We start from the raw sequence: 22,221 nt of genomic DNA on the forward strand, positions 1-22,221 counted from the left end.
CGCTTCTTTAGCCAGGGCATTACGCATAGACATGACACCCATGGTTGACCTGGGGTTTTTGCTCATTACATTTTTTATTTTTAATTCGGTGGTAAGCAAACCGTCGGCTATGCAACTGTTACTGCCTGCTGATGGGCCAACCACTCCTTTTGCGGCAACCCGAACGCTTACCGTATTATTAGGAAACAATGGCACTGCAATATGCTATGGAGGCTTTGCACATCAGCCATCCGGTTTAAGTGTGGTGAACCTCTTTTCGGATCAACAGGCTTTGCGTAATGTCATCGTAAAGCAGCAGCTTACCGTTAAACAGGCATTAGGTAATCAAGCTTCGCTGACGGTTATTATTAAGCCGGGTTGGCAAAGCAACTACCGGCAACTTGTAGCTGCATTAGATGAAATGACCATCAGCGGCATAAAAAAATATGCCATAGCAGATATGGATGAAGCCGATAGAAAATTACTCGCGTTCCCACATTAGCAGAGTTGTATTTTTGCGCCATGTCGCACACATTTTCAACATGGGATGATACAATTGTGGCCCTTGCAACGCCCCCTGGCATTGGAGCCATAGGTGTTATACGATTGAGCGGACAAAACAGTATTGCCATTGCAGATATATTATTTACGGGCAAAAATCTTTTGCACCAGGCTTCTCATACCCTGCATGTGGGAATGCTAAAAAATGAAAACGAGGAACTGGATGAGGTGGTGATATCATTGTACAAAGCGCCCAAATCCTATACAGGCGAAAATATAGTGGAGATCAGTTGCCATGGCTCACCCTTTATTCAGCAGCAGATCATTGAAGCCTGTATACAAAAAGGCGCCCGCCTGGCTAAGCCGGGTGAATTTACCCAAAGAGCATTTTTAAATGGAAAGATGGATCTTACCCAGGCCGAAGCAGTAGCAGATGTAATTGCAGCGCATTCCCTGGCTGCTCAACAAACAGCGCTTAAACAATTGCGGGGCGGCTTTTCTTCCGATTTAAAAGAGCTACGCAACCAGTTGATCGGGTTTGCGGCCCTCATTGAACTGGAACTCGATTTTTCGCAGGAAGATGTGGAATTTGCCGACCGTTTGCAATTAGAACAACTCATAGCCAGGTTAATGCTGGCGACTACTCAGTTAATCAACTCTTTTAAATTAGGCAACTCAATAAAAAATGGTGTGAACGTAGCTATCATTGGCAGGCCCAATGCAGGCAAATCAACCTTGCTGAATGCATTGTTAAATGAAGAAAGAGCTATCGTAAGCGAAATTGCAGGAACCACACGCGATACCATCGAAGAAGTATTGAACATCAATGGCGTATTGTTTCGCCTGGTAGATACAGCAGGTATAAGGGAACATTCAACCGATAGCATCGAAAACCTGGGCATTGAACGCAGCAAACAAAATGCTGAAAAATCGGATATTATTATTCACCTGGCAGATGTTACCTGTGAAGACAAGGAAGAAATTACATGGTTGAAAAATTATAGAAACAAGGTTATTGATGTATTCAATAAATATGATGAAGCCTGGCCGGGCTATCGCAATGCCAGTGCTATAGCCGAATCCGCAGCAGGGATATACATATCTGCTAAAAACAAGCAGGGCATTGAAGAGCTGAAATCAATGATGTTTGAAAAAGCCATTGGTGAAACCATTCAAACCGAAAACACTATCGTTACCAATGCCCGCCATTATGCCGCTTTAAAAAAAATATCAGAATGCCTGAACGATATTAAAACAGGGATGGACAATAACCTCACCGGCGACCTGCTGGCGCCCGACATCCGCCGCTGCCTGCATTACTTAGGCGAAATAACGGGGCAGGTGGAAACAGACCGCGATATACTGGGAACAATATTCGGGAAGTTTTGTATTGGAAAGTAACTGCCATAAACAATCAAATAATAAACATTTAAGAAAACACTATAAAGCCCTGTAAATAGGGCTTTATAGTGCCTATTGCCTGAGGTTGTTTTGTTTTAATAGTGGTTTGTTACGGTAATAATTGTACCTTCATTGTACCTCTGAGCAATTAAATCGATTTTTCGATTTTTTTTGTACCTCAAAAAGATAGATTAGGTAACTTATTTACTCTTATGGTAGCTTAAAGGAATCTAAAGGAATTAAATATAGGGTGAAATGAGCGGTTCAACTTTTAGGATATTGAAACAGTGTATTCATTGCGGCAACATGTTTGAAGCCCAAAAAGTAACTACAGCTTATTGTTCGCACAAGTGCAATTCAGCACACTACAAGCTAAAAAAGAGGCTGGAACGTAAGGAAGAGGCTGAAAAGGGTTTAGATAAGACCCGATCATTCAAACCTAAAATAACGGCTTTAAATAGAGCAATGATTAACGACAAGGAGTTTTTGACAGTAAAGGAAATAGCTGTATTGTTTCAATGTTCGCCAAAAGCGGTTTATTCCTTTATTCGATCAGGTGTTTTGGCAGCTACCAATTTAGGCAAGCGGAAAACACTTATAAAACGCTCAAATATTGATAAACTGTTTAGTTAATTGACGGTAAAAAAAATCAAAATGGCAACCAAAGTCAAACTAAGACAAAAACCAATTTCAGGAAATAGGCAAAGTTTGTACCTAGACTTTTACCCAGCCATTCCCCATCCTGAGACCGGGAAGCTAACGCGAAGAGAGTTCTTAAATATGTTTCTGAGAAATGAAACTGAAATAGAGGAACAAAAATATTTTGATGGGGAAGGTAAAGAGCTAAAAAGGTTTATTCCTGTATTGGATAAAAAGGGAAATCCAAAGAAAATAAAGCTCAACCCTATTGAAAAGCAGCATAACAAAGAAACTTTACAGCTTGCCGAACAGATAAGGCAAAAGCGCGAGAATCATATAAATAAACCCGAAATATACACTGGCTACGAAAAGGAACAATTAAAAATAAAAGAGCTTGGTGAGCGCAATTTTATTGCTTATTTTAAAAGTCTGGCTGACAAACGTAAAGCTTCAAATTATGACAACTGGATTTCCGCGTATAAATATCTTGACGCCTTCACGAACGGGAATTTAAAGTTTGCAGACCTCAATGAAAAGTTTTGTGATGAGTTTAAAGAATATTTGCTCACCGCCAAAAGCAACAAGAGTAAAAAAGTAACTCTTTCGCAAAATTCAGCGGTTTCCTATTTCAATAAATTGAAGGCGACAATGAAACAAGCCTATAAGGATGGATATTTAAAAACGGATATTAACAATAAGGTTGGGTCAATAAAGCAAGCCGAAACGAAAAGGAATTTTTTGACAATTGAGGAAATGAATAGCCTTGTAGCAACAGATTGCAAAAATCCCTTACTAAAACGCGCAGCCATATTTTCGGCACTGACAGGGATGAGGTTTTCAGATATTCAAAAACTTGTGTGGGGGGAATTGGAATATATTGAGGGCAGTGGATATTTTATTCAATACAAACAGCAAAAAACAAAGGGAGTTGAGAGGATGCCTATTTCTGAACAGGCTTTTAGCTTACTTGGGGACCGCAAAGATCAAAACAGCAAAGTATTTGAGGGACTTACTTATTCGGCTTATGAAAATAAGCATTTATCAAAATGGATAGGACTTGCAGGAATCAATAAGGATATAACTTTTCATTGTTTTCGCCATACCTATGCTACCCTACAACTTAGTTATGGAACCGACATTTATACGGTTTCAAAAATGCTTGGTCACAGAGAACTAAAAACAACTCAGATCTATGCAAAAATTATTGACCAAACAAAACGTAATGCAGCTGATAAAATTAGATTGGACTTTTGACGGAAAATTTATTAATAAATGGACGAATATTTTATAAAACCAGAGTTTTTTGAAAGTGACTCAATCAAAAAATTTTATGAATATAAGGTAGATGGCAAGTTGAGAGGAATGAATGTAAAAGCTAATGGTAAGACATATAAAGTCTATGTTCGTGAGCTTTTTGAGATTCTCTCAAATAAAGAAATACCTTGCTATCAAGGGTTATTAAATGGGTTCCCGCTCATAGAAGATTACGCTAAAGGATTTAATAAGGGAGTATCATATTTTAATAATGAGTATGCCGCAAAGCCAGACACCATTTACAGCAATAAAGAAGATTATATAAACAATTTGCATTTATGCTTTTTTCATAAAGCGCCAGAACAGAATAAGGGCTGGATACATTGGATTAACAGCTATCCTTTTATAATAACTAATAAGGTTATTGAAGAATATGGATATTATGCCGGGATTAATAACTCATTGGAGAGATTGAAGGAAAAGCATTCTGTTTTGTTCAAAGATTTTGAAATTCATCCAGAGTCTAAACCAACTAAATCAATGCCTTCGGATAAAAATAATAATGAATTAAGGCTTAGTGATTTGTTTGAAGATAATTCATTTTACGAAAGATTAATTTCTGAATTCGAAAAAAAGCTTGCAACTACTGCTGTGTTTATTTCCGAGATTGAATTCATAAATAGCGAACGAGACAGGATTAACCATCTGTATTTGAATCCAATAGAAGTTAAATTGTTAGATGACGGTGCTGCTAAAATGGGTCCCCAATTTAAGTTTGATGAATATAGGAGATATGCATTTGATTGGTTGATGCAAGGAGATAATCGTATTTTAAGAAATATTCTAGCGGCTGCGCAACGAAATTATTTAGTCTTGTTTCAATTAAATGATGTCCCACCTGACTTCGACCAATCCATAGTTACGCACTTAAAAGCTGGGGTAGCTTATGTTGCTTATTATAAATTTTTGAGCCAAAAGTTAGATGAATTGTCAACTAATAATAATTCAAAAATTAAGCATAAATTAAATACTCTAAAAGATATTTTCTCTAACACAGAATCTAAAATTTCTGTTATAAAAGAAGCCATCAAAGATTTAAATATAACAAAGGATTTGAGTGAAAGAGCCATAACCGGCTTTATTAACGGATGCAAAGAAGCCGATGCTCTACCGCAAATTAATGATACTGATTTATTAAGGATTGTTTTTAATGAAATTGGTAAAACCTACGGTAAAACAAATAAGCCTCGTTACGATAAAGATACCTATAGTCGTTTTTTGAAAGATACAAAACGATACTTCGGAATAAAATAAAGGTCTTTTGGGGTCTTCCCCCTTATTCCCCCCTATAATTTTTTCTATTTGTGCATTGTTAATTTCAAAAATTGAAGCAATGCAAATTGTAACCGTTTCCTTTCATGACTTACAGTTATTGTTAGATAGAACTGCAGAAAGGGTAATACAAGCCATTAAAGATAGAAGGGAAGAACTAACTTCAGAATGCTGGTTTGATCTAAATGAACTTTGCGATTATTTGCCTGATAAGCCAGCAAGAGCTACAGTATACGGTTGGGTACACGATGGTACAATACCTTGTCACAAGGGAGGAAAAAAACTCAGGTTTCTAAAGTCTGAAATTGATGCCTGGCTAATGCAGGGCAGAAAGAAAACTCTTAAGGAAACCTATGAGGAAGCTGCCGTTTATATAAAAAATAAACTGGTGTAACATGAAACGCAAGCCGCATTCTAACGCCTTTTCGGGAAGCTCTCTCGATACATTAGCACAAACCGAGACAAGTTTTGCAAGTGGAGATGCTATAATTGTCAATGGGAAGGGCAGTGACGTAAGTAATATCAAGAGTTTGAAAGGAAAAGCAAAACGAAAATTAGTTACTCAAAAAATGATTTTTAGTTTGTTGGACGTGGCCAAGAAAAACGGGAGCAAAGACAGAGTAAAAGGTTATTACAATACTTTTCATTGTCAGAATAAAATCGATACAGCAAATGGTAGGTCATACGGGAAATACTGCAAAAATAGGTTTTGTACTTTGTGCGCAGCAATCAGAAAAGCTCAGATCATAAATAAATACCTGCCAGAGTTACAAAAATGGAAAGCGCCATATTTTGTGACAATAACTGCTAAAAGCGTTCATGCAAAAAGTTTGAAAAAGAGAATGCAGGATATGAACAGAGGTCTAAGGATACTAACAAGTAAGTATCGCAAACGTGCAATAAGGGGGACCAATATAAAACTTATCGGAATTAAATCCTTAGAGTGCAATTTCAATCCTAGGGATAAAACTTACAATCCACATTTGCATATTATAGTAAAAACCAAGGATATGGCAGATATCTTAGTAAAGGAGTGGCTGCAGCTTTGTACACCTAAGTTTGCACGAAGCTTTGGGCAAAAAATCATAAAAATTAAAGACCTTGAAAAGCAGTTGATTGAAACCATAAAATATGGAAGTAAGGTTTTTACCGAACCCGATGTAAGAAAAAAGGGCAAGAAAAAGGAAGGTAGCGCAGACATAAGAAACATCTACGTAGTGGCTTTGGATAATATATTTGAGGCGATGAAAGGCTTAAGAATATTTGATCGTTTCGGCTTTAACCTTCCTCCAAATCTGCTTAAAAACGAAGCGCATTCAACTCTGGTAACAGATTTTAAGGAATGGGTATATGACATTAAAACTTTTGATTGGCGCAATACTAAAACCGGTGAATTCTTAACTAAATTTCATCCAATGTTTAATTTACTTGTTCTGTTAGAATTAGGTATTGATGTTGAAAAGGAGTAACGGTAAATGAAATACAAATCCCAACTACAAATAGTATATGGTTATTAAAAAACATTAATATTTAATAGCCCGCTAATTGATGGGACTTTGAGTTGTCAACAAATATACTACCATTAATTTTTGCACTATTTGAACTGAAGGAATTAGATTTGTGCTACTTCACCCAAGCCTAAACTGTTTAGAAGCAATCATAACAAGATAATTTGGAAAAAATAGTATTTTATTCTTGGCAATCAGATTTGCCAAATAACACAAATAGGACTTTTATTCAAGTAGTAATTGAAAGAGCAATCGGACAATTGAATAAAGAGAATTTACATTTGGAATTGGTGTTAGATAGCGATACCAAAAGAACTGAAGGTGCCTCCGAGATAGCGAATACGATACTATCCAAAATTGGAAAATCCAAGATTTTTATAGCCGATGTGACAATTGTGTATTCCGATAATAATAAACGCAAATGTCCAAATCCGAATGTTCTAATAGAATTAGGATACGCAGCAAAATCCATAGGCTGGTCGAACATAATTTGTATATGCAATACTCAATATGGAGCTATCGATGATTTGCCATTCGATATTCGGCACCGGAAAATCATATCATATAGTACAGTCGATTTCGCTACTAAAAGAGAGTCCCAAATCATCTTGACTAATAAAGTCAAAGAACAAATATCTTTAGTCGCTAAAAAGATTGAGGGATTACAGACTATTACCAACTATATTAAATCGGCTGTTGACAAAATAATACTAAGCATCTGTAACGACCTTTTTAAATTGGTCCATCAATACGAATATCAATTTGATCCAAAAACTGTTTGGGATTTTCTGTCTATTAATCGGGACGATTTAAATAGGCTATTGGGCGGAAATAAATTTATAGGCTTTTCATTGTTCAAAACTTGGAAAGAATATTCAGACGAGATAGCGAAAATAATTAATCAACCACTTTTTATTGAGCACAGTACTCAAGAACTAAAGGGAAGTTGCATAAGAGTAATTGAAAATCTCAATTTATTTTCCCATTTCCTAACTGACTCAACTTATTTTAAGAGTACTGGTCTTAAAGCCAGTGAGTTCGAAATTGTCAGCGGACTATCATTGACAGATGAAAATCCTATTAATAGCTTTATTCTTGGGAAAAAAACCGATTCACAGCATCTTGTGGTTGTTGACTCCTGTAATCTGAATAAGCATGCTTACTTAAACGCACTGAATATAATTGAATTAAATGAGAAAAAATCAGATGGCTTTTTGTTTTCACTTGCAATTTTGATTCTTTCCATTAAGAAATTAATTGAAGAGAATGGCAATTCAATACTTATCCGACCTTAAGTATATAATAACTGTAATTAACATTTTTTGCCAAAAGTTTGACTAAAGTAGCTTGTAGCATACCGTCTGGATTAAGCGTTGCTGTGTTGACCTATAAGTTAAAGCAGTTAGATTAAATTGCCGCTAATTTGATTATAGTATTGAGACGGATCAATAGGTAAACCATATCAGACATGTCAGCCGACATTAACTTTTAAATATTTTGGATACAGATTTGTTTTATTCATTATCCTTATATGCAAGGATATATTCGCCTGCATTGTGATACCCGACTTTAGTAAAAACTCGGTTGGATTGAGGAGTCAAGGCATTAGTTTGCAGCATCACAAATTCATTCCCAGTATTTAGAAGACCTTTTGTTATCTCTTTTACTAACGAAGAGCCATATCCTTTATTTCTATAGGCAGGATCGGTGTAGAAATGCCCAATTACTGGGAATTCAAATTTATTATAAATAGCCTGAGCGATTGCGCATAATTTACCGTTGTCAATCCATTGATACAACGTTTCTTCTTGTATACCAATGATAATTCTTCTAGCTGCTTCCGGAAATGTGACATTTCTACCATAGTAGTCTTTTTCAAATCCTCTGCTTAATAATATCAGATCATCCAACCTTTTCATTTCAGCCATCTCGATAGAGCCTGAAGCAGCTACTAAAGATTTATTGACTTCGGCGCATTTATAGCAAATGCGATGTTTCTGTGTTTGGTAACTGGCATGATTTATTTCGAACAACTTTTCTACAGTGTATTTGGATCCAGCAAATTGAAATTTTTTGAACTTTTCGAATTCCAATTGTTTAGAAAGTAGTGGGATTAGAGTTTTATCATATTTGTTATCATAAATCAGACATACCTCTGCGGTTTTCAATACAGCAATTTGATTCAGACCATTGCTGATATTAAATAAATCATCAAGAATTTCCTTCCCCTTTGCAAGCCGATCAATCATTTGCTGCAAGAAAAAATATTGCATAGGATTTGATTCAATCAAATCCTGGTTATGGCTCTTGAAATCCGCCAAATTCGAAAATCTTATTGCGTGACTCATTGCATAATTTAGATATAATCAATGAATGCAACTGACGACTAACAAAGTTTATCTATTTTTAGAACTATAATCAATTTGTAAAATACTAAACACAAAACGCGAAAACCCATACTGAAGACAGTTATTCAGAATGGTCATATGTTGTTTGGGATGTATTCTATTCTAAATAATAACTTTCCAACTTTCCTCACATAGCTCAAGGGTATTTTGGGGTTATTAATATCACCTGAGACTTTCCACTTAGCTTCCCATCCTAAATAGTAGGGTTCAAGTTGTTCAGGAGTCAATTCAAATATTTCAATTAATTCAATACCGCTGTAAACGGCAAATATCCAATTTACTTGTCTATATTTTGCGATTATCGCTGGGTTCATGTGATGATGAGTTGAGAAACTTTTTGTCTTTTTAATGTTTAAAGATTTAAGTTCATACTCATTTCCGCAATCATCAATTGCGTCATTACCTTCTCTTCCTGTTGAAACTTTTAATCCAGTGACCATTAAAGTTTGAAGAAGCTTTCCTCCATTATCCTGGAAAATGTCGTCAATACCATGTTTATCAGCTAATGCCTGGTATTCCACAATAAAAGGCATAAGTTTGTTCATTTTTAAAATCTCGGCATTAGAACTACTTTCGTATTTCTCCAGTAATTCACTGTCTAAGAGGTCATGAATACTAACTCCTAATGCGTTTGCTAATTCTAATGCCTTTCCGAGAGTAATGTTATATTTTGAATTTTCAATATAACCTAAATAGCTTCTGTCAATTCCAGCATTTTGAGCCAATTCATCTTGGGTTAGGCCCATCTTTTTTCTTAAATAAACTACATTGCGAGCAATGATGTCTAAAACTTGTTTATTGGTTTCCATTATTTTTCCAAGATCCCAAATGGCTGCGAAAATCCCTACCGAGTATATTCGGTATTTTTAAATACTTATATCTTTGAATTCTTATGAAAGATGAAAAACTGGTAAATCAGTATCCGGTATATACCACGGCAATGGGTGGCAACTACCAAGGCGACTCTTTAGACTTAATGAAAAATATGAAAGATGAGTCTATTGATTTGATTTTTACGAGTCCTCCATTTGCCTTGTTACGAAAGAAAGAATACGGAAATAGGGACCAATCTGAATATATTGATTGGTTGGCTGAATTTGCTAAAATTGCGTATCAAAAATTGAAGTCTACTGGAAGTTTTGTGTTAGATCTGGGCGGTGCATACCAAAAAGGAGTTCCTATTAGAAGTCTGTACAATTTTCGAATACCCATTAAATTTTGTGATGAGATAGGGTTTCACTTGGCTGAAGATTTCTATTGGTTTAACCCTTCAAAGTTGCCAAGCCCAATTGAATGGGTCAACAAAAGAAAAATTAGAGTAAAAGATGCCGTAAATACTGTATGGTGGTTTTCAAAAACGGAATGGCCAAAAGCTGATGTAAGAAATGTTTTAGTAGAGTATAGTGATAGAATGAAAAAATTGATCAAAGATCCTAAAGCTTTTTATAATCCAGCAATCAGACCTTCAGGACACGATATAGGTGAGTCATTTGGAAATGATAATGGAGGTGCTATACCATCCAACTTATTACAGATTTCAAATTCCGAATCAAATAGCAACTATTTAGGATTTTGTAAGCAATTGGATTTAAAAGGACATCCAGCAAGGTTTCCACTACAATTGCCGGAGTTTTTTATAAAATTTCTAACTGATGAGAATGATTTGGTAGTCGATATATTTAGCGGTTCAAATACAACTGGTCAAGCATGTGAAAAGTTGAACAGGCGCTGGTTGAGCATAGATTTGGATCTTAAATATATTGCAGCATCTTCATTTAGGTTTTTGCCGAGAACGATGGAGGTTGACAAAGTGAAAGGAATATATGATGAATTATTAGCTAACAAAAGGACTGTTGATTTATCCTCTTATCAAAAAAGGGCTTCAGTAACCTTATTCGATGGCAATTAGAATAAAAGTCTTCCAAAAATATTAAAACAGTTTCCCTTAAATTTTAAGTTAGGCTTTCTGATTTACAACTGGAGGAAGTCCAGATACGTGCGAGTGAATATCATTTCTAAAAGAATAATTTTTTGCACTATCTAACGATCCCAAATTTGAGTGAATTACCTGTACTCTAAATATTGAGACCCTTTCTCTTTGAGATGGCTTTCAGAGTATTTCACTTATCCTTGTACCTTATTTGTACCCACGTTTTATAATATATTGATAATCAATTTAAGTTATATTTTGTATCGGAAAATAATCATCTTTCCTTTCAAATCTGCCACGAGCGTTTCCGCCGCAAGAATTAAAGCAGGTCAGTACCAGCGAGTTTAAATGGCAAGCATTACTAGTAATCAATAGTATATTACCCCACATTGTTAGTCAAGTTATAACTTTACTTTATTGTTTAATTTGTCAAGTATTACCTTTACTTTTGTCATGTAAAAGTAAACCTATAACTTTACTTTATGGGCAAAAAATCATTACAACTGCAACAGCTAAATAACAAAATGTTGGGCTTTGCAACGCTAAAGCAGGTAGCCGTTCCGCCTACAGGATGGATAAAAGCCATCCGTACTGCCATTGGCATGTCTATGCAGCAATTGGGTAACAAATTATCTGTTTCCAAACAGGGAATATTGGATATGGAAAGGCGGGAAAAAGACGGGTCTATTACCATCAGGTCGCTGAAAGAAATAGGCAGGGCTTTGGATATGCAATTGGTATATGGCTTTATTCCCAATGATGGATCATTAAACGCTTTGATTGAAAAACGGGCTACCGAATTGGCCGCCAAAATTGTGTTGCGCACCTCCAATACCATGAAACTTGAAGACCAGGGCAATACCAACCAGCGTATTGAAAAGGCCATTAAAGAAAGGGCAGAAGAAATTAAAAACGAGATGCCTAAAATTTTATGGGATTAGATTTGGAATACATAGATAGACAAACCCCCTTACACGAAGAAGAAAAAGATGGCCTGCTCATTCCCTCCATTGCCACCCGTGGTGAGTTAGACGAGTTTGAGCAACAGAATATTGAACAGGCAATACAATGGGCGCTGGGGCGGTCACTCAAGCTGAAAGTAATTTTTACTGAAGAGTTTATCCGCACTGTACATAAGCGGATGTATGCAGATGTGTGGGCATGGGCGGGCGAGTTCCGTAAAACCAATAAAAGCATTGGAATTGACAAATGGCAAATACCCACGGAACTGAAATACCTGTTGGATGATGCAAGGTATTGGCATGAAAACAATATCTATTCACCCGAAGAAATTGCCGTAAGGTTCAAGTACCGCATTGTAAGCATTCATTGCTTCCAAAACGGGAATGGAAGGCATAGTCGGTTAATGGCCGACATCATCATTGAGAAAATGTATAGGCAGCCGGTTTTCAGTTGGGGTGCTGCCAATCTTTCCGGCGAAGGCGATACCCGGTCAGCCTATCTCAAAGCCATTAAAGCTGCCGATAAAGGCGATTACAGTTTGCTGCTGGCTTTTGCCAGGTCATAAGGCATTGTAACCATTCAATTGAAACATTTTTAAAAGCCTCCACCGGGGGCTTTTTGGCCAAACGCCCTTTCTTTTAGGAGAGGGTTGGGTGATTCGGACTTTGCAACTTTGAGTGCTTCTCTATTTACCGGGTACGATTTTTGGGTTCTTTTGCTCTGCCCTTTGAGCCTGCTGCAACTTTGTCCTATCTTCAATCCATACTCCTCCATCCTCCATAAGAAAAACTGGAAGAACTGGTATTCGCTGATCACAAACGGTACAGAGTGCTGAAAGCCATTGGAACATTATTGCCGCAGCATTGCAGCCATTCAGGGTAGTAGATGATTTTTATTTTCAGATCAACCGGTTTCCTGTTTTTATCGCCGAAAAATAATCGCCAAACCGGCCGCTTTGCAGGGAGGAATATTCTACTCAACCGTTCACCAATTCAGGGAATAAGTCATTTGCATATTCCCTTTTGTATTTAAGGAAGATATAAATCCTGCCGGAACAGTTTGTTATTGTTTATGGTTTTCTTTACAACAAAAATAAAAGTAGACGTATGCTTTTATTAACTTTGTATTTGCTGCTCAATTAAGCAGAGTGAAGGAAGCAAGGATGAAAAAATATTTGGGAAAGAAGGTATTTGCCCGGAACCGGGAATGTGAGCCTGCTGTAAATAGATTTTTGCAATGAATGGAGAAAGAAAGATCATTTCGTTTACTGTTATCAGTTTTGGAGAGAAGTATGCAGTGCAAACCTATGAAAATGAATACCGGAACCTGATGGTGTTGTTGAATGATAAAATTTATACTGAGGATTTTGGACAATGCGGCGGACAGGGCAGATGCGCCACCTGTATGGTGGAAGTAACAACGCCTAATGAGTCACTTTTAACCCTGGAGCGGAACGAGCAGTCAACAATAGCAAAGAAGGGCGAAGTAGGAAAAAACGCCAGGCTATCCTGCCAGATCTTTATCAACAATGCTTTAGACGGCGCAATCATCAACATTCCGGATGATTTGTTTTGATTTCAGAATCAATGTGAATGAAGATGATAACCCAATCATTTGTTGCGCTATAATGTAACAATTATGGATACACGATTAACACTTAATGAGAAGCAATCTTTTTTTCAGATCCTAAAGCAACTGCATGCGGATCAGGCCAAAGTATCATTGTTGTACGACAACAACGGATTAACCCGTTGTGAAGGCATGATCAATTCCATTCTAACCGGCTCATTTCAGCCTTGCTTGCTGATACAGGATGGATCGGAAATTGCTGTCTCATCTGTAATTGCAGTAAATGGAATTTTTGCTCCTGATTATTCGGAATGCTGAATAATGAACAAGTATAGAAGCATAAAGAGTTGCGTAGGACGAAGGAATGCATTTTAAATTTTTCATCGGTTTCTGCCACTATTTGCGGCTATTATAGTTCATAATTCATTAATTTGTGAGAATAAGGTTCTTGCAAATGAATCAACAAAGCCCCGAACAGCTTGCCTAGTCCAAAAATATATCACCGGCGTTCTATCCGTTTGAAGGGATATGATTATTCTAAAAAGGGTTTATATTATGTTACGATTTGTGTTAAAAACAGGGCATGTTTGTTTGGAGAAATAATTAATCATGAAATGATTTTAAATGCGGCGGGGATGATGGTTGATGAATGGTATGCTGAATTAGAGCATAAATACCCTGATATTAAATGCCATGAACATATTGTGATGCCCAATCATTTTCATTGTATTGTTGAAAATACCGGTTCCGTAGGGGCAGACCTGTGTGTCTGCCCGGAAAATGCAGACCTGTGTGTCTGCCCGGAAAATGCAGACCTGTGTGTCTGCCCGGAAAATGCAGACCCTGAGGTCTGCCCGGATGATCAAAAAAATGAACACGCGCAGCCGGCACAAAATCCTGGTCAGGCACCGTCCCCCAATGATGAAATTGATCATACGATATGGGATGAACACATGTTCAACGAACATGTATTGGGCGAACATGTATCGGATGAAAATATATGGGATGAACACATGTTCAACGAACATGTATTGGGCGAACACATAGGTTCGCCCCTACAGCGGGTGATGCAATGGTTCAAAACCATGTCCACAAACGAATACATCCGTAATGTAAAAACCAATAATTGGCCCCGTTTTGATGGGAAATTGTGGCAACGAAATTATTGGGAACATATCATCCGTGATGAAAAATCATATTCTGCCATCTCTGAATACATCATCAATAATCCATTGAAATGGAATAATGATTCTATTAATCCAGGTCACCAAAAAATATAATTAAACCGGTTCTTTAATCACCCTTTCTGAAAGCGGAGCTGCAAAACTTCAGAGGCCATCATTGCTTCACCGGGCAAAAATGAATAAAAAGTTGGTTCATTTTCTAAACCAACTTTTATTATGTATCAATTACAAGGGCGGATCCTGATATTAATTAGAATTTTTAAAAGTAGCCGCTACTCCGCCATCGGTTTCATAATGGCTCGGGTTGCCTGTGCCGTCCCAGGCTTCAATAAGTATACCCGAAGAAAGCCTGTTGCTTGATAATTTGTCTGTGCCCATAAGTTTTAAACCTGTAGTACCTGCAAATTCAAAGTTGATCGGTTCATTGTGGAAACCTTCCAAACCAACACCAAGCGTTTTTGCCGGATCCAGCGAGCTGCCATTGCAATCGGAGCGTTTTACACGTACGCCGGTAAGTACATCATTGATGATATAATCAATCTTCACTTCAATGCCTCCTTCTATATCCTTCACATAACATTTGAAGCGTGACCCATGGCTGGATACAGTAAGCGGATTTACCGGTTGTATCCCTGAACTTGTGGGCAGGGTAACACTGGTGGTTATCGGGCATTTTATGTTGGGTGTAGTTACTGCAGCGCTGCCCGATAAAGTAAAATGAGACTCCGTGCCATCGGCGAGCCCGGCATTAAAAGGAATTAATGTAGTAACCTCAGGCGGACAAGGCTTTCCGAATCCCCTGTATACCAGGTTAAATTGAGTGGTTTCTTTCAACGCACCGGAACTACCTGCATTCGCCAGCCCTCCATGGAATCGTTCATATAAAAATTTGCCGGTGAATTTACGCAGTACGGAATTCGCCACCACTTTACCATTCGCCGAAATTTCTATAGCGCCGTAAATTTCGCGGTCAATCCTGCACCGGATAAGGGTAGGCGCCCAAACATCGGCTTCCACGCTGGTGCCATCAATTTTCACCGAGCGTTTTGCAGCACCGGGGTCGTTGCCAAAGGACCCATACAGGTATAATACACATTGTCCGTTGTTGCCCTGCTTTATGTAGTCTTCGTCTACCTGCAGGTAGTCTATACCGTTATCGGCTAAAACCGTAATGTTGCAAACCAGCATAAACTGTCCTTTGCGGTGCATGTTTATATTTACGGCAACAGCTTCAGGATTGGTTTCGGGTTCATGGTCGGGTGCTGTATAAAAAGCCTGTGCCGCTCTTGATACTAAAATGCCATCCCCGCTGTAACTCCAGCCTTTGATCTGGTCGGGCCTCAGTTCTCTTGGTGTTGTATACACCGGCACGGTACCAGGTGGCGCATCATCGGGATCAATATAAGGAAATGTTGTTGTTACCTTAAGATCCACTGATCCGCCTTTTTCAACCGTAGCCTGCACAGGATCAAGCACAATACTTTTAAAAAAGCCCCAGTCGCTGAAATGCGTGGTGGTTACTGAAATTTTTTGCTGTGCTTTATCAATTGTAGAATTGATGTTAGCCTGCCAGGTTCCCTTTTCATCCTGGTAAGCAATAGCCAGCAATTCGGGCACTGTATTCAAAACTTCTTCCTCTTTATAATGGAATGTAATGGTAACAGGTTTGTTAAATTGTTCCCCATGTGGTGTGAGCCGGTATGCAGTGCCGACTCCGGAAGCAAGCTCATTGCTGATGGGCTGAATGCTGATCTCTGTTGCTGTGTTCAGCGCGCCGGCAGGTATAATAATTTCTATCGTTCCGTCTGCACTGGTAAGCTTGCCTCCGGCGGCATCAATTGTTTTCCGGGAGACTTCACCAATTGGTGTTCCCACGGGAGTAACGGTGTTGTCATCGTGTTGCTGGGGCGGACTCATATCCTTGGTCTTTTGACAGGAACTGATCAGCAACATGCATGCGATGGCCATTCCTGTAATGGAAAATATTTTTTTCATAATAAATGTTTACTTGTTATGGTGTATAAGATTGTATTTGTGGCGAAATCCGCGGGTTGCTGATTTGCGGTAAGCGTTGTATGGTGAGCGGATCAACGCAATCAAATTAAAAACCCGATAGTGATGTTGTGTGAATTAATGCTGTAAAAATTACAGGCCCACGAACAGGCGCCTTCAGTATTATTGTTTTATCTCAGCCGTATTCACCGGCTTAAGTGTTTTTAAATAATGGTAGATGGCTGTGAGCTCATCATCCGTCATGCGTTTGAAGGAGTTCCACGGCATAGGGCTTTTAGGAATGAGCTTGCCCATACGAAAACGTTCAATAAACAATTCCTTGCTCCAGTTGAAAATTTTGCCGCTTGAATCGGGTGTAAGATTGGGCGTAATAAATCCATCAATTTCATTGCCACCGGCAAAGGGCTCGCCAATGAATTCGCCAGCTAAATTCCTTTTGGTATGACACCCGCTGCATTCTGCCACGCTTAAGGCCAGGTATTTACCATAAGTGGCGGTGGTATCGGGGATAACAGTTTTAGGTGGTTCCCCGGTGGGCCCTACAGGCTTTACCATAAATGCATTTACTGTTTTACCCAGGGCGTTCAATTCATGATCGGGTACTTTATTTTTTACCGGCTTTTGCGCACGCAGGTAAGAAATGATAGCAGTAAGATCTTCATCGCTGGTATTATGAAAAGGCATGAAATCAAAAACTGCTGTACCGTTGGGATGCACACCATAGCGTAAAGCCCGTGCAATTTCTCCATCACTGTATCTGCCGATACCGGTTTCTTTATCGGGCGTAATGTTTTTGGAATAAATTTTTCCTACAGGAAGCTCAAATGCTACTCCGCCACTCAAAGGAACTTCCTGCCCTAAATGGATCAGTGAATCTGAATTCTGTTTATTATGGCAATCAATGCAATGGGCAGAACTGTATACCAGGTGCTTTCCTCTTGCAATAACAGCACTATCCGTTGATGCAATGATATCGGGATAAGGCGCTTCATATTTTACATTTTGTCGTGCCATTACGGTAATGGCCAATCCGCCAATAAGCGCCAATACAATAATGCCTGTCCATTTAATTGTTTTTTTCAACTTTTTCATAAACCTGTTTTTTAAAACTGCTGCAAGGTAATAGGGGGCTTATTGCAGGTATAGCGGGTTATGAATGAGTTGTATAAAATGCCGTATGGATTGGAAATAAATATAAGAAGTGCAGGGTCTTGCCGCCAAAAAATAACGGCCAAACAAAATTCAAAACAAAATCAATAACTTTAGTACATGCTTTTTATCTTCTTTATACAATGGTGGCTGCCATTTTTTGCACCCACTGCACCACAGTTCCGGGAGCAGGTTATAGACAGCACTGTTTCTATAGGGTATGGTGTAGCGCTGGGCGATGTGGATGGCGATGGCAAACCCGATATTTTACTGGCCGATAAAAAGCAGATCGTATGGTACCGCAATGGCGACTGGAAAAGAAGGGTGATGGCGGAAAGTCTTACCGAACATGACAATGTGTGCATTGCAGCACAGGATATTAACGGAGATGGAAAAGTAGAAGTAGCTGTTGGGGCACAATGGAATCCTTCGGAAACAAGTAATGCGGAACAGTCCGGCGCGGTATTTTTTTTAAAAAATCCTGCCGATCCTAAGCAATTGTGGGAGCCTGTAAGGTTGCCGCATGAGCCCACTACCCACCGCATGAAATGGGTAAAATCAGCAACCGGGCAATATTACCTTGTTGTATTGCCGCTTCACGGGCGGGGCAATAAAACAGGCGAAGGGGAGGGGGTTAAGATAATGGCTTACGAATATCCGGCTAATAAAAATGACGAATGGAAAACATATATCTTAGATTCTGCGATGCATCTTACACACAATTTTGATTTTAAAGCATCCAGCAATGAAAAGCAAAGTGGTTTATATGTAGCAGGAAAAGAAGGTGTTAGATTTATAGAAACCAATTTTCTCAAACAAGCCGTTGGCAAAGCGGCAACAATACGGGGTATAGAACAGGGTGCGGGAGAAGTACGTGTGGGAGATATTGCGGCAGGCAAAAATTTTATTGCCGCCATTGAGCCGATGCATGGCACAGCCGTGGTGGTATATTTAAAAGATGATGATGCAAAAAGGATTGTGCTGGACGATGATGTAAAGGAAGGACATGCACTGGCTGTGGCCGATTTTTTGGGTGTTGGAAGCGACCAGGTGGTAGCGGGGTGGAGATCGCCGGATAAAGAAGGAAAAGTAGGTGTGAAGCTGTATATGAAAACAGATGCTGATGGTATGCAATGGCAATCGCACTGGATAGATGATAACGGAATGGCATGTGAAGATATACAGGTTATGGATATGAATGGAGATGGCAAACCAGATATTGTTGCTTCCGGAAGAGCAACCCAAAATCTCAAAATTTACTGGAATACATCAGGCCAATAACCTTTCCCCGCGTAGTGCATGATCTCACCTCATAAACATAACTGATTTTTCGACCTTATCTTTGTGCCTTCTTATCATAAAGGATTATTATATTATGGACAGACATTTGTCGGTGGAAAGATTCCTTCTTCAACCGGGGCTTTTGCCGGAGTTGCGTATATCAGGCGAAAAAATTTTAAATAACGAAAGGTTGTCAGAAGAAGATGGTCTTTTGCTTTTTGAAAAGGCCGGTTTACCTTTTGTTGGCGCTTTTGCTAACCTGGTGCGGGAAAGACTGCATGGCGATAATACCTATTTCAATCGTAATTTTCATATCGAGCCTACGAATGTATGCGTATTCAGTTGTAAATTTTGTTCTTACAGCCGTTTATATGCGAACCGCGAAGAAGGGTGGGAACTGAGTGCTGAACAGATGATGGACATTGTACGCAGTTATGATAACAAAGCGGTTACGGAAGTACATATTGTAGGTGGTGTGCACCCAAAAATGAACCTGCATTTTTTTGCAGACCTCATGCGGCAGATCAAAGCGCATCGTCCTGACCTGCATATCAAAGGTTTTACACCTGTTGAACTGGATTATATGATCCGTAAAGCAAAGCTTTCGGTTGAAGAAGGAATGCAGCTCCTGCATGAGGCGGGTTTGGATTCTTTGCCAGGCGGTGGGGCGGAAATTTTCCACCCGGAGATCAGGCAGCAAATATGCGATGATAAAGTAGATGCAGAAGGCTGGTTACGCATCCATGAAGTTGCCCATGCATTAGGCATGCACAGCAATGCTACTATGCTGTATGGTCATATTGAAAAATACTGGCACCGCATTGATCATATGAAAAGATTGCGCGACCTGCAGGATAAAACAGGCGGGTTCAATACATTCATTCCTTTAAAATTCCGTAACCGCGATAATGAAATGAGTCATGTGCCGGAGTCATCCGTCATTGAAGATATGAAGATGTACGCTGTGGCGCGTTTGTTTATGGATAACTTCCCGCACCTGAAAGCGTACTGGCCGATGCTGGGCAGACAAAATGCACAGCTCACCCTGTCGTTTGGTGTAAATGATATGGATGGCACCATTGATGACACCACGAAGATTTATGCCATGGCAGGCAGTGAAGAACAAAATCCGGCAATGAATACGAATGAACTGGTTGCACTTATAAAGCAGGTAAAACGTAAGCCTATTGAGCGCAATACCCTGTACGGGGTAATTAAAGATTATGATACGGAACCGGAAGCCCTGTAACCTCCAGCCTTTTAATCAATCGCTTTTACCGTTCCGCTACCATTTATTTTTGACGAAACAGAACCTCCTCCTTTGTAAGCAATATCGCCACTGCCGTTAATTGTTGCGTCTAATTTTACACTGGCGAATACCCTGATGCTGCCGCTGCCCAATGTTCTTACGGTTGCATTTTCCGCCTTTAGTTCAGTGGCATCAATTTCACCGCTGCCGGTGGTGCTGCATTTAATATTTTTGGTATTGCCACTAAGATCAATATCGCCTGAACCCGTTATTGACGCTTCCACTGCAGGAGCATCCAGCTCAAGTTTTATATTTCCCGACCCGGTTACCTCAACCATCATCTCATCATTGCTTGAAAATTTGTTTTCCCCGGTAATATCTCCCGAACCGGTAACATCAATCTCATCCAGTTCAGGCACGGTTACGTTTACTACTACGTCTTCACGGGTATTGATGTTAATATCATCCCTGTACTTTACGATTAATTTCCCATCGTTTATATAGGTTTCCACGTACGGAAGAATATTCTCTTCTCCTTCAATGGTTACGGCACGATCCGTGCCTTTTATAAGATGCACGTTCATGGACCCGCTGAGCCGAATGCCTTTAAAGCTACTTACTGTTCTGGATTCCGTGATGGTGTTACCATTTCCCTGAACCGTTTCACGATAGTCGCAGGAAATAAAAAAAATAATGGCTATAAGTGGAAAGCATATATTTTTCATGTAAAGGAGCTTTTTTGCAGACAAACCTAATATAAATCTCTAACAACAGGAAGCAATTTGAAATTTGAGATTTCAAATAATTTCATACCAGGTCGTTCAATGCGGCTTCAACAGAAGGAAAGATGAATTGAAATCCCGTTGCACGAATTTTATCATCGTTCAGGGTAAGGCTTTTAACCAATTCAGTACTCATTTCTCCGAGCATCCATTTTAGAATAAAACGCGGAACAAATGCTGCAACATAAAACGATCCTTTCATTTTTTTTGCCAGTTCAATAACTAAGGTTTTATTGTCAACAGGCCTGGGTGCAACCGCATTGTAAGCGCCATTGAGCTGCTCATTTTCTATGGCGTGAATATAAATACGGCATATATCCTCAATATGTATCCAGCTTTGCATTTGTTTACCATTGCCCAATATGGCTGCTATCCCGAAACGTACCGTTCGGGCAAATTCTTTTAATGCTCCGCCTTTAATACTGAGTACCAGTCCTGTTCTTATTTTTACAAGCCTTTTTCCTATTGCTGTTACAGGTTCAATGCTTTCTTCCCATGCTTTACAGGTTTGGCCCATAAAACCGGGTGCGGCAGGCATATCTTCTGTAAATGATTTGGCTTGTTTTTGTAACCGGTTGTCATCGCCATACCAGCCCATAGCAGAGGCATTAACAACAGCTTTTACTTTGTTGGCATTTTCCTTTAAGATCCTCACAATGAGTTGCCCGCTTTTTATCCTGCTTTCGGCAATTACCATTTTTCTTTTAGCCGTCCATCGTTTATCTGCAATGCCTGCTCCTGCAAGGTTAATAATATAATCAGCTTCCTGTATCGCTTCCGCATCTATAATTCCTTTAGCGGGGTTCCATATGGCATAGGAAGGATTTGAAGCATTGTCTTTGTTCTGTTTCTTTTTGTTCCTGGTTAGAATAATAACCTGGTATCCTTTTTCAATAAGCAACCCGGTAAGTCTGCTGCCTATTAAACCTGTTCCACCTGTTATGAGTACTGTTGCCATTATGATCAGTAAAATTAAGAAATGTTGGCACTATCAAAAAAAGAGACGGCAGGTATAAGTCCTGACGTCTCTCATAAATATATGCCGCGAAAATGCATTTTTTTGTGGGGCTAAAGCTACA

Annotated in this window: 22 protein-coding genes; 16 read left to right on the plus strand and 6 right to left on the minus strand. The window is 39.0% G+C overall.

Going from position 1 to position 22,221, the window contains the following annotated elements:
- From FRX45_RS16890 to FRX45_RS16925, 8 genes are all read left to right on the plus strand, one after another.
- Nucleotides 1-481 (plus strand): ExbD/TolR family protein (locus FRX45_RS16890; protein ID WP_152269635.1); only part of this gene is annotated, 481 nt, incomplete at its 5' end.
- Nucleotides 482-501: 20 nt separating this feature from the next.
- Nucleotides 502-1,881 (plus strand): tRNA uridine-5-carboxymethylaminomethyl(34) synthesis GTPase MnmE, encoded by a 1,380-nt coding sequence (gene mnmE, locus FRX45_RS16895; RefSeq protein WP_152269636.1) that lies wholly within the window; start codon nucleotides 502-504, stop codon nucleotides 1,879-1,881.
- A 255-nt stretch (nucleotides 1,882-2,136) separates the two neighbouring features.
- Complete coding sequence (locus FRX45_RS16900; RefSeq protein ID WP_152269637.1) at nucleotides 2,137-2,514, plus strand: helix-turn-helix domain-containing protein; 378 nt, start codon at nucleotides 2,137-2,139, stop codon at nucleotides 2,512-2,514.
- 21 nt (nucleotides 2,515-2,535) lie between these two features.
- Nucleotides 2,536-3,774: a tyrosine-type recombinase/integrase gene (locus FRX45_RS16905; RefSeq protein WP_152269638.1), complete on the plus strand. Its 1,239-nt coding sequence runs from the start codon at nucleotides 2,536-2,538 to the stop codon at nucleotides 3,772-3,774.
- Nucleotides 3,775-3,792: 18 nt separating this feature from the next.
- Nucleotides 3,793-5,088: a hypothetical protein gene (locus FRX45_RS16910; protein WP_152269639.1), complete on the plus strand. Its 1,296-nt coding sequence runs from the start codon at nucleotides 3,793-3,795 to the stop codon at nucleotides 5,086-5,088.
- Between the two features lie 79 nt (nucleotides 5,089-5,167).
- Entirely contained in the window at nucleotides 5,168-5,500 is a 333-nt protein-coding gene (locus FRX45_RS16915) for a helix-turn-helix domain-containing protein (protein WP_152269640.1), read from the plus strand.
- A 1-nt stretch (nucleotide 5,501) separates the two neighbouring features.
- On the plus strand, nucleotides 5,502-6,575 hold the full coding sequence (locus FRX45_RS16920) for a protein rep (protein ID WP_152269641.1): 1,074 nt from the start codon (nucleotides 5,502-5,504) through the stop codon (nucleotides 6,573-6,575).
- A gap of 203 nt (nucleotides 6,576-6,778) precedes the next feature.
- Entirely contained in the window at nucleotides 6,779-7,909 is a 1,131-nt protein-coding gene (locus tag FRX45_RS16925) for a hypothetical protein (RefSeq protein WP_152269642.1), read from the plus strand.
- 219 nt (nucleotides 7,910-8,128) lie between these two features.
- Here the strand turns inward: FRX45_RS16925 and FRX45_RS16930 are convergent, their stop codons facing one another.
- The gene (locus FRX45_RS16930) at nucleotides 8,129-8,962 is read right to left on the minus strand and encodes a GNAT family N-acetyltransferase (RefSeq protein WP_152269643.1); all 834 of its coding nucleotides are present in this window, start codon (nucleotides 8,960-8,962) and stop codon (nucleotides 8,129-8,131) included.
- Nucleotides 8,963-9,096: 134 nt separating this feature from the next.
- Entirely contained in the window at nucleotides 9,097-9,831 is a 735-nt protein-coding gene (locus FRX45_RS16935) for a helix-turn-helix domain-containing protein (RefSeq protein WP_152269644.1), read from the minus strand.
- Nucleotides 9,832-9,914: 83 nt separating this feature from the next.
- On the opposite strand from FRX45_RS16935, the gene FRX45_RS16940 reads away from it, so the two are divergent.
- The 6 genes from FRX45_RS16940 to FRX45_RS23340 all read left to right on the plus strand — a co-directional run bounded on the left by FRX45_RS16940 (nucleotide 9,915) and on the right by FRX45_RS23340 (nucleotide 14,764).
- Nucleotides 9,915-10,931 carry a DNA-methyltransferase gene (locus tag FRX45_RS16940; protein ID WP_152269645.1) on the plus strand — a complete coding sequence of 339 codons (1,017 nt, stop codon included), beginning with the start codon at nucleotides 9,915-9,917 and terminating at the stop codon, nucleotides 10,929-10,931.
- A gap of 503 nt (nucleotides 10,932-11,434) precedes the next feature.
- Nucleotides 11,435-11,893 (plus strand): mobile mystery protein A, encoded by a 459-nt coding sequence (locus tag FRX45_RS16945; RefSeq protein WP_152269646.1) that lies wholly within the window; start codon nucleotides 11,435-11,437, stop codon nucleotides 11,891-11,893.
- The gene (locus FRX45_RS16950; RefSeq protein ID WP_152269647.1) at nucleotides 11,884-12,480 is read left to right on the plus strand and encodes a mobile mystery protein B; all 597 of its coding nucleotides are present in this window, start codon (nucleotides 11,884-11,886) and stop codon (nucleotides 12,478-12,480) included. Before FRX45_RS16945 ends, FRX45_RS16950 begins: the two co-directional genes overlap by 10 nt.
- 671 nt (nucleotides 12,481-13,151) lie before the next feature.
- A complete protein-coding gene (locus FRX45_RS16955) occupies nucleotides 13,152-13,490 on the plus strand; it encodes a 2Fe-2S iron-sulfur cluster-binding protein (RefSeq protein ID WP_152269648.1) in 339 nt (112 codons plus the stop codon).
- Nucleotides 13,491-13,553: 63 nt separating this feature from the next.
- Nucleotides 13,554-13,802, plus strand: coding sequence for a hypothetical protein (locus FRX45_RS16960; RefSeq protein WP_152269649.1), 249 nt, complete (start codon nucleotides 13,554-13,556; stop codon nucleotides 13,800-13,802).
- Nucleotides 13,803-14,098: 296 nt separating this feature from the next.
- Complete coding sequence (locus FRX45_RS23340) at nucleotides 14,099-14,764, plus strand: transposase (protein WP_193311748.1); 666 nt, start codon at nucleotides 14,099-14,101, stop codon at nucleotides 14,762-14,764.
- Between the two features lie 150 nt (nucleotides 14,765-14,914).
- Here the strand turns inward: FRX45_RS23340 and FRX45_RS16970 are convergent, their stop codons facing one another.
- On the minus strand, nucleotides 14,915-16,663 hold the full coding sequence (locus FRX45_RS16970) for a hypothetical protein (RefSeq protein WP_152269650.1): 1,749 nt from the start codon (nucleotides 16,661-16,663) through the stop codon (nucleotides 14,915-14,917).
- Nucleotides 16,664-16,843: 180 nt separating this feature from the next.
- A complete protein-coding gene (locus tag FRX45_RS16975; RefSeq protein ID WP_226805426.1) occupies nucleotides 16,844-17,773 on the minus strand; it encodes a c-type cytochrome in 930 nt (309 codons plus the stop codon).
- A gap of 177 nt (nucleotides 17,774-17,950) precedes the next feature.
- Here FRX45_RS16975 and FRX45_RS16980 point away from each other — a divergent pair, with 177 nt between their 5' ends.
- Together FRX45_RS16980 and mqnE are read left to right on the plus strand one after the other, a co-directional pair.
- Nucleotides 17,951-19,111 (plus strand): FG-GAP repeat domain-containing protein, encoded by a 1,161-nt coding sequence (locus FRX45_RS16980; protein WP_152269651.1) that lies wholly within the window; start codon nucleotides 17,951-17,953, stop codon nucleotides 19,109-19,111.
- Nucleotides 19,112-19,205: 94 nt separating this feature from the next.
- Nucleotides 19,206-20,360 carry an aminofutalosine synthase MqnE gene (mqnE, locus tag FRX45_RS16985; RefSeq protein ID WP_152269652.1) on the plus strand — a complete coding sequence of 385 codons (1,155 nt, stop codon included), beginning with the start codon at nucleotides 19,206-19,208 and terminating at the stop codon, nucleotides 20,358-20,360.
- Nucleotides 20,361-20,371: 11 nt separating this feature from the next.
- Here mqnE and FRX45_RS16990 read toward each other — a convergent pair whose 3' ends face one another.
- On the minus strand, nucleotides 20,372-21,085 hold the full coding sequence (locus tag FRX45_RS16990; protein ID WP_152269653.1) for a head GIN domain-containing protein: 714 nt from the start codon (nucleotides 21,083-21,085) through the stop codon (nucleotides 20,372-20,374).
- Nucleotides 21,086-21,167: 82 nt separating this feature from the next.
- On the minus strand, nucleotides 21,168-22,100 hold the full coding sequence (locus tag FRX45_RS16995) for a TIGR01777 family oxidoreductase (protein ID WP_152269654.1): 933 nt from the start codon (nucleotides 22,098-22,100) through the stop codon (nucleotides 21,168-21,170).
- Nucleotides 22,101-22,221: the final 121 nt, after the last annotated feature.

Origin of the sequence: Agriterribacter humi (genome assembly GCF_009192765.1) — a bacterium.
Taxonomy (GTDB): domain Bacteria; phylum Bacteroidota; class Bacteroidia; order Chitinophagales; family Chitinophagaceae; genus Agriterribacter; species Agriterribacter humi.

Bases quoted from the DNA above. Each gene is read 5' to 3' on its own strand.
- mnmE (WP_152269636.1), top strand. From the start codon at position 502: ATGTCGCACACATTTTCAACATGGGATGATACAATTGTGGCCCTTGCA.
- FRX45_RS16970 (WP_152269650.1), bottom strand. From the start codon at position 16,663: ATGAAAAAAATATTTTCCATTACAGGAATGGCCATCGCATGCATGTTG.
- FRX45_RS16915 (WP_152269640.1), top strand. From the start codon at position 5,168: ATGCAAATTGTAACCGTTTCCTTTCATGACTTACAGTTATTGTTAGAT.
- FRX45_RS16905 (WP_152269638.1), top strand. From the start codon at position 2,536: ATGGCAACCAAAGTCAAACTAAGACAAAAACCAATTTCAGGAAATAGG.
- FRX45_RS16930 (WP_152269643.1), bottom strand. From the start codon at position 8,962: ATGAGTCACGCAATAAGATTTTCGAATTTGGCGGATTTCAAGAGCCAT.
- FRX45_RS16910 (WP_152269639.1), top strand. From the start codon at position 3,793: ATGGACGAATATTTTATAAAACCAGAGTTTTTTGAAAGTGACTCAATC.
- FRX45_RS16955 (WP_152269648.1), top strand. From the start codon at position 13,152: ATGAATGGAGAAAGAAAGATCATTTCGTTTACTGTTATCAGTTTTGGA.
- FRX45_RS16900 (WP_152269637.1), top strand. From the start codon at position 2,137: ATGAGCGGTTCAACTTTTAGGATATTGAAACAGTGTATTCATTGCGGC.
- FRX45_RS23340 (WP_193311748.1), top strand. From the start codon at position 14,099: ATGATTTTAAATGCGGCGGGGATGATGGTTGATGAATGGTATGCTGAA.
- FRX45_RS16990 (WP_152269653.1), bottom strand. From the start codon at position 21,085: ATGAAAAATATATGCTTTCCACTTATAGCCATTATTTTTTTTATTTCC.
- FRX45_RS16940 (WP_152269645.1), top strand. From the start codon at position 9,915: ATGAAAGATGAAAAACTGGTAAATCAGTATCCGGTATATACCACGGCA.
- FRX45_RS16945 (WP_152269646.1), top strand. From the start codon at position 11,435: ATGGGCAAAAAATCATTACAACTGCAACAGCTAAATAACAAAATGTTG.
- FRX45_RS16960 (WP_152269649.1), top strand. From the start codon at position 13,554: ATGGATACACGATTAACACTTAATGAGAAGCAATCTTTTTTTCAGATC.
- mqnE (WP_152269652.1), top strand. From the start codon at position 19,206: ATGGACAGACATTTGTCGGTGGAAAGATTCCTTCTTCAACCGGGGCTT.
- FRX45_RS16995 (WP_152269654.1), bottom strand. From the start codon at position 22,100: ATGGCAACAGTACTCATAACAGGTGGAACAGGTTTAATAGGCAGCAGA.
- FRX45_RS16975 (WP_226805426.1), bottom strand. From the start codon at position 17,773: ATGAAAAAGTTGAAAAAAACAATTAAATGGACAGGCATTATTGTATTG.
- FRX45_RS16935 (WP_152269644.1), bottom strand. From the start codon at position 9,831: ATGGAAACCAATAAACAAGTTTTAGACATCATTGCTCGCAATGTAGTT.
- FRX45_RS16950 (WP_152269647.1), top strand. From the start codon at position 11,884: ATGGGATTAGATTTGGAATACATAGATAGACAAACCCCCTTACACGAA.
- FRX45_RS16920 (WP_152269641.1), top strand. From the start codon at position 5,502: ATGAAACGCAAGCCGCATTCTAACGCCTTTTCGGGAAGCTCTCTCGAT.
- FRX45_RS16980 (WP_152269651.1), top strand. From the start codon at position 17,951: ATGCTTTTTATCTTCTTTATACAATGGTGGCTGCCATTTTTTGCACCC.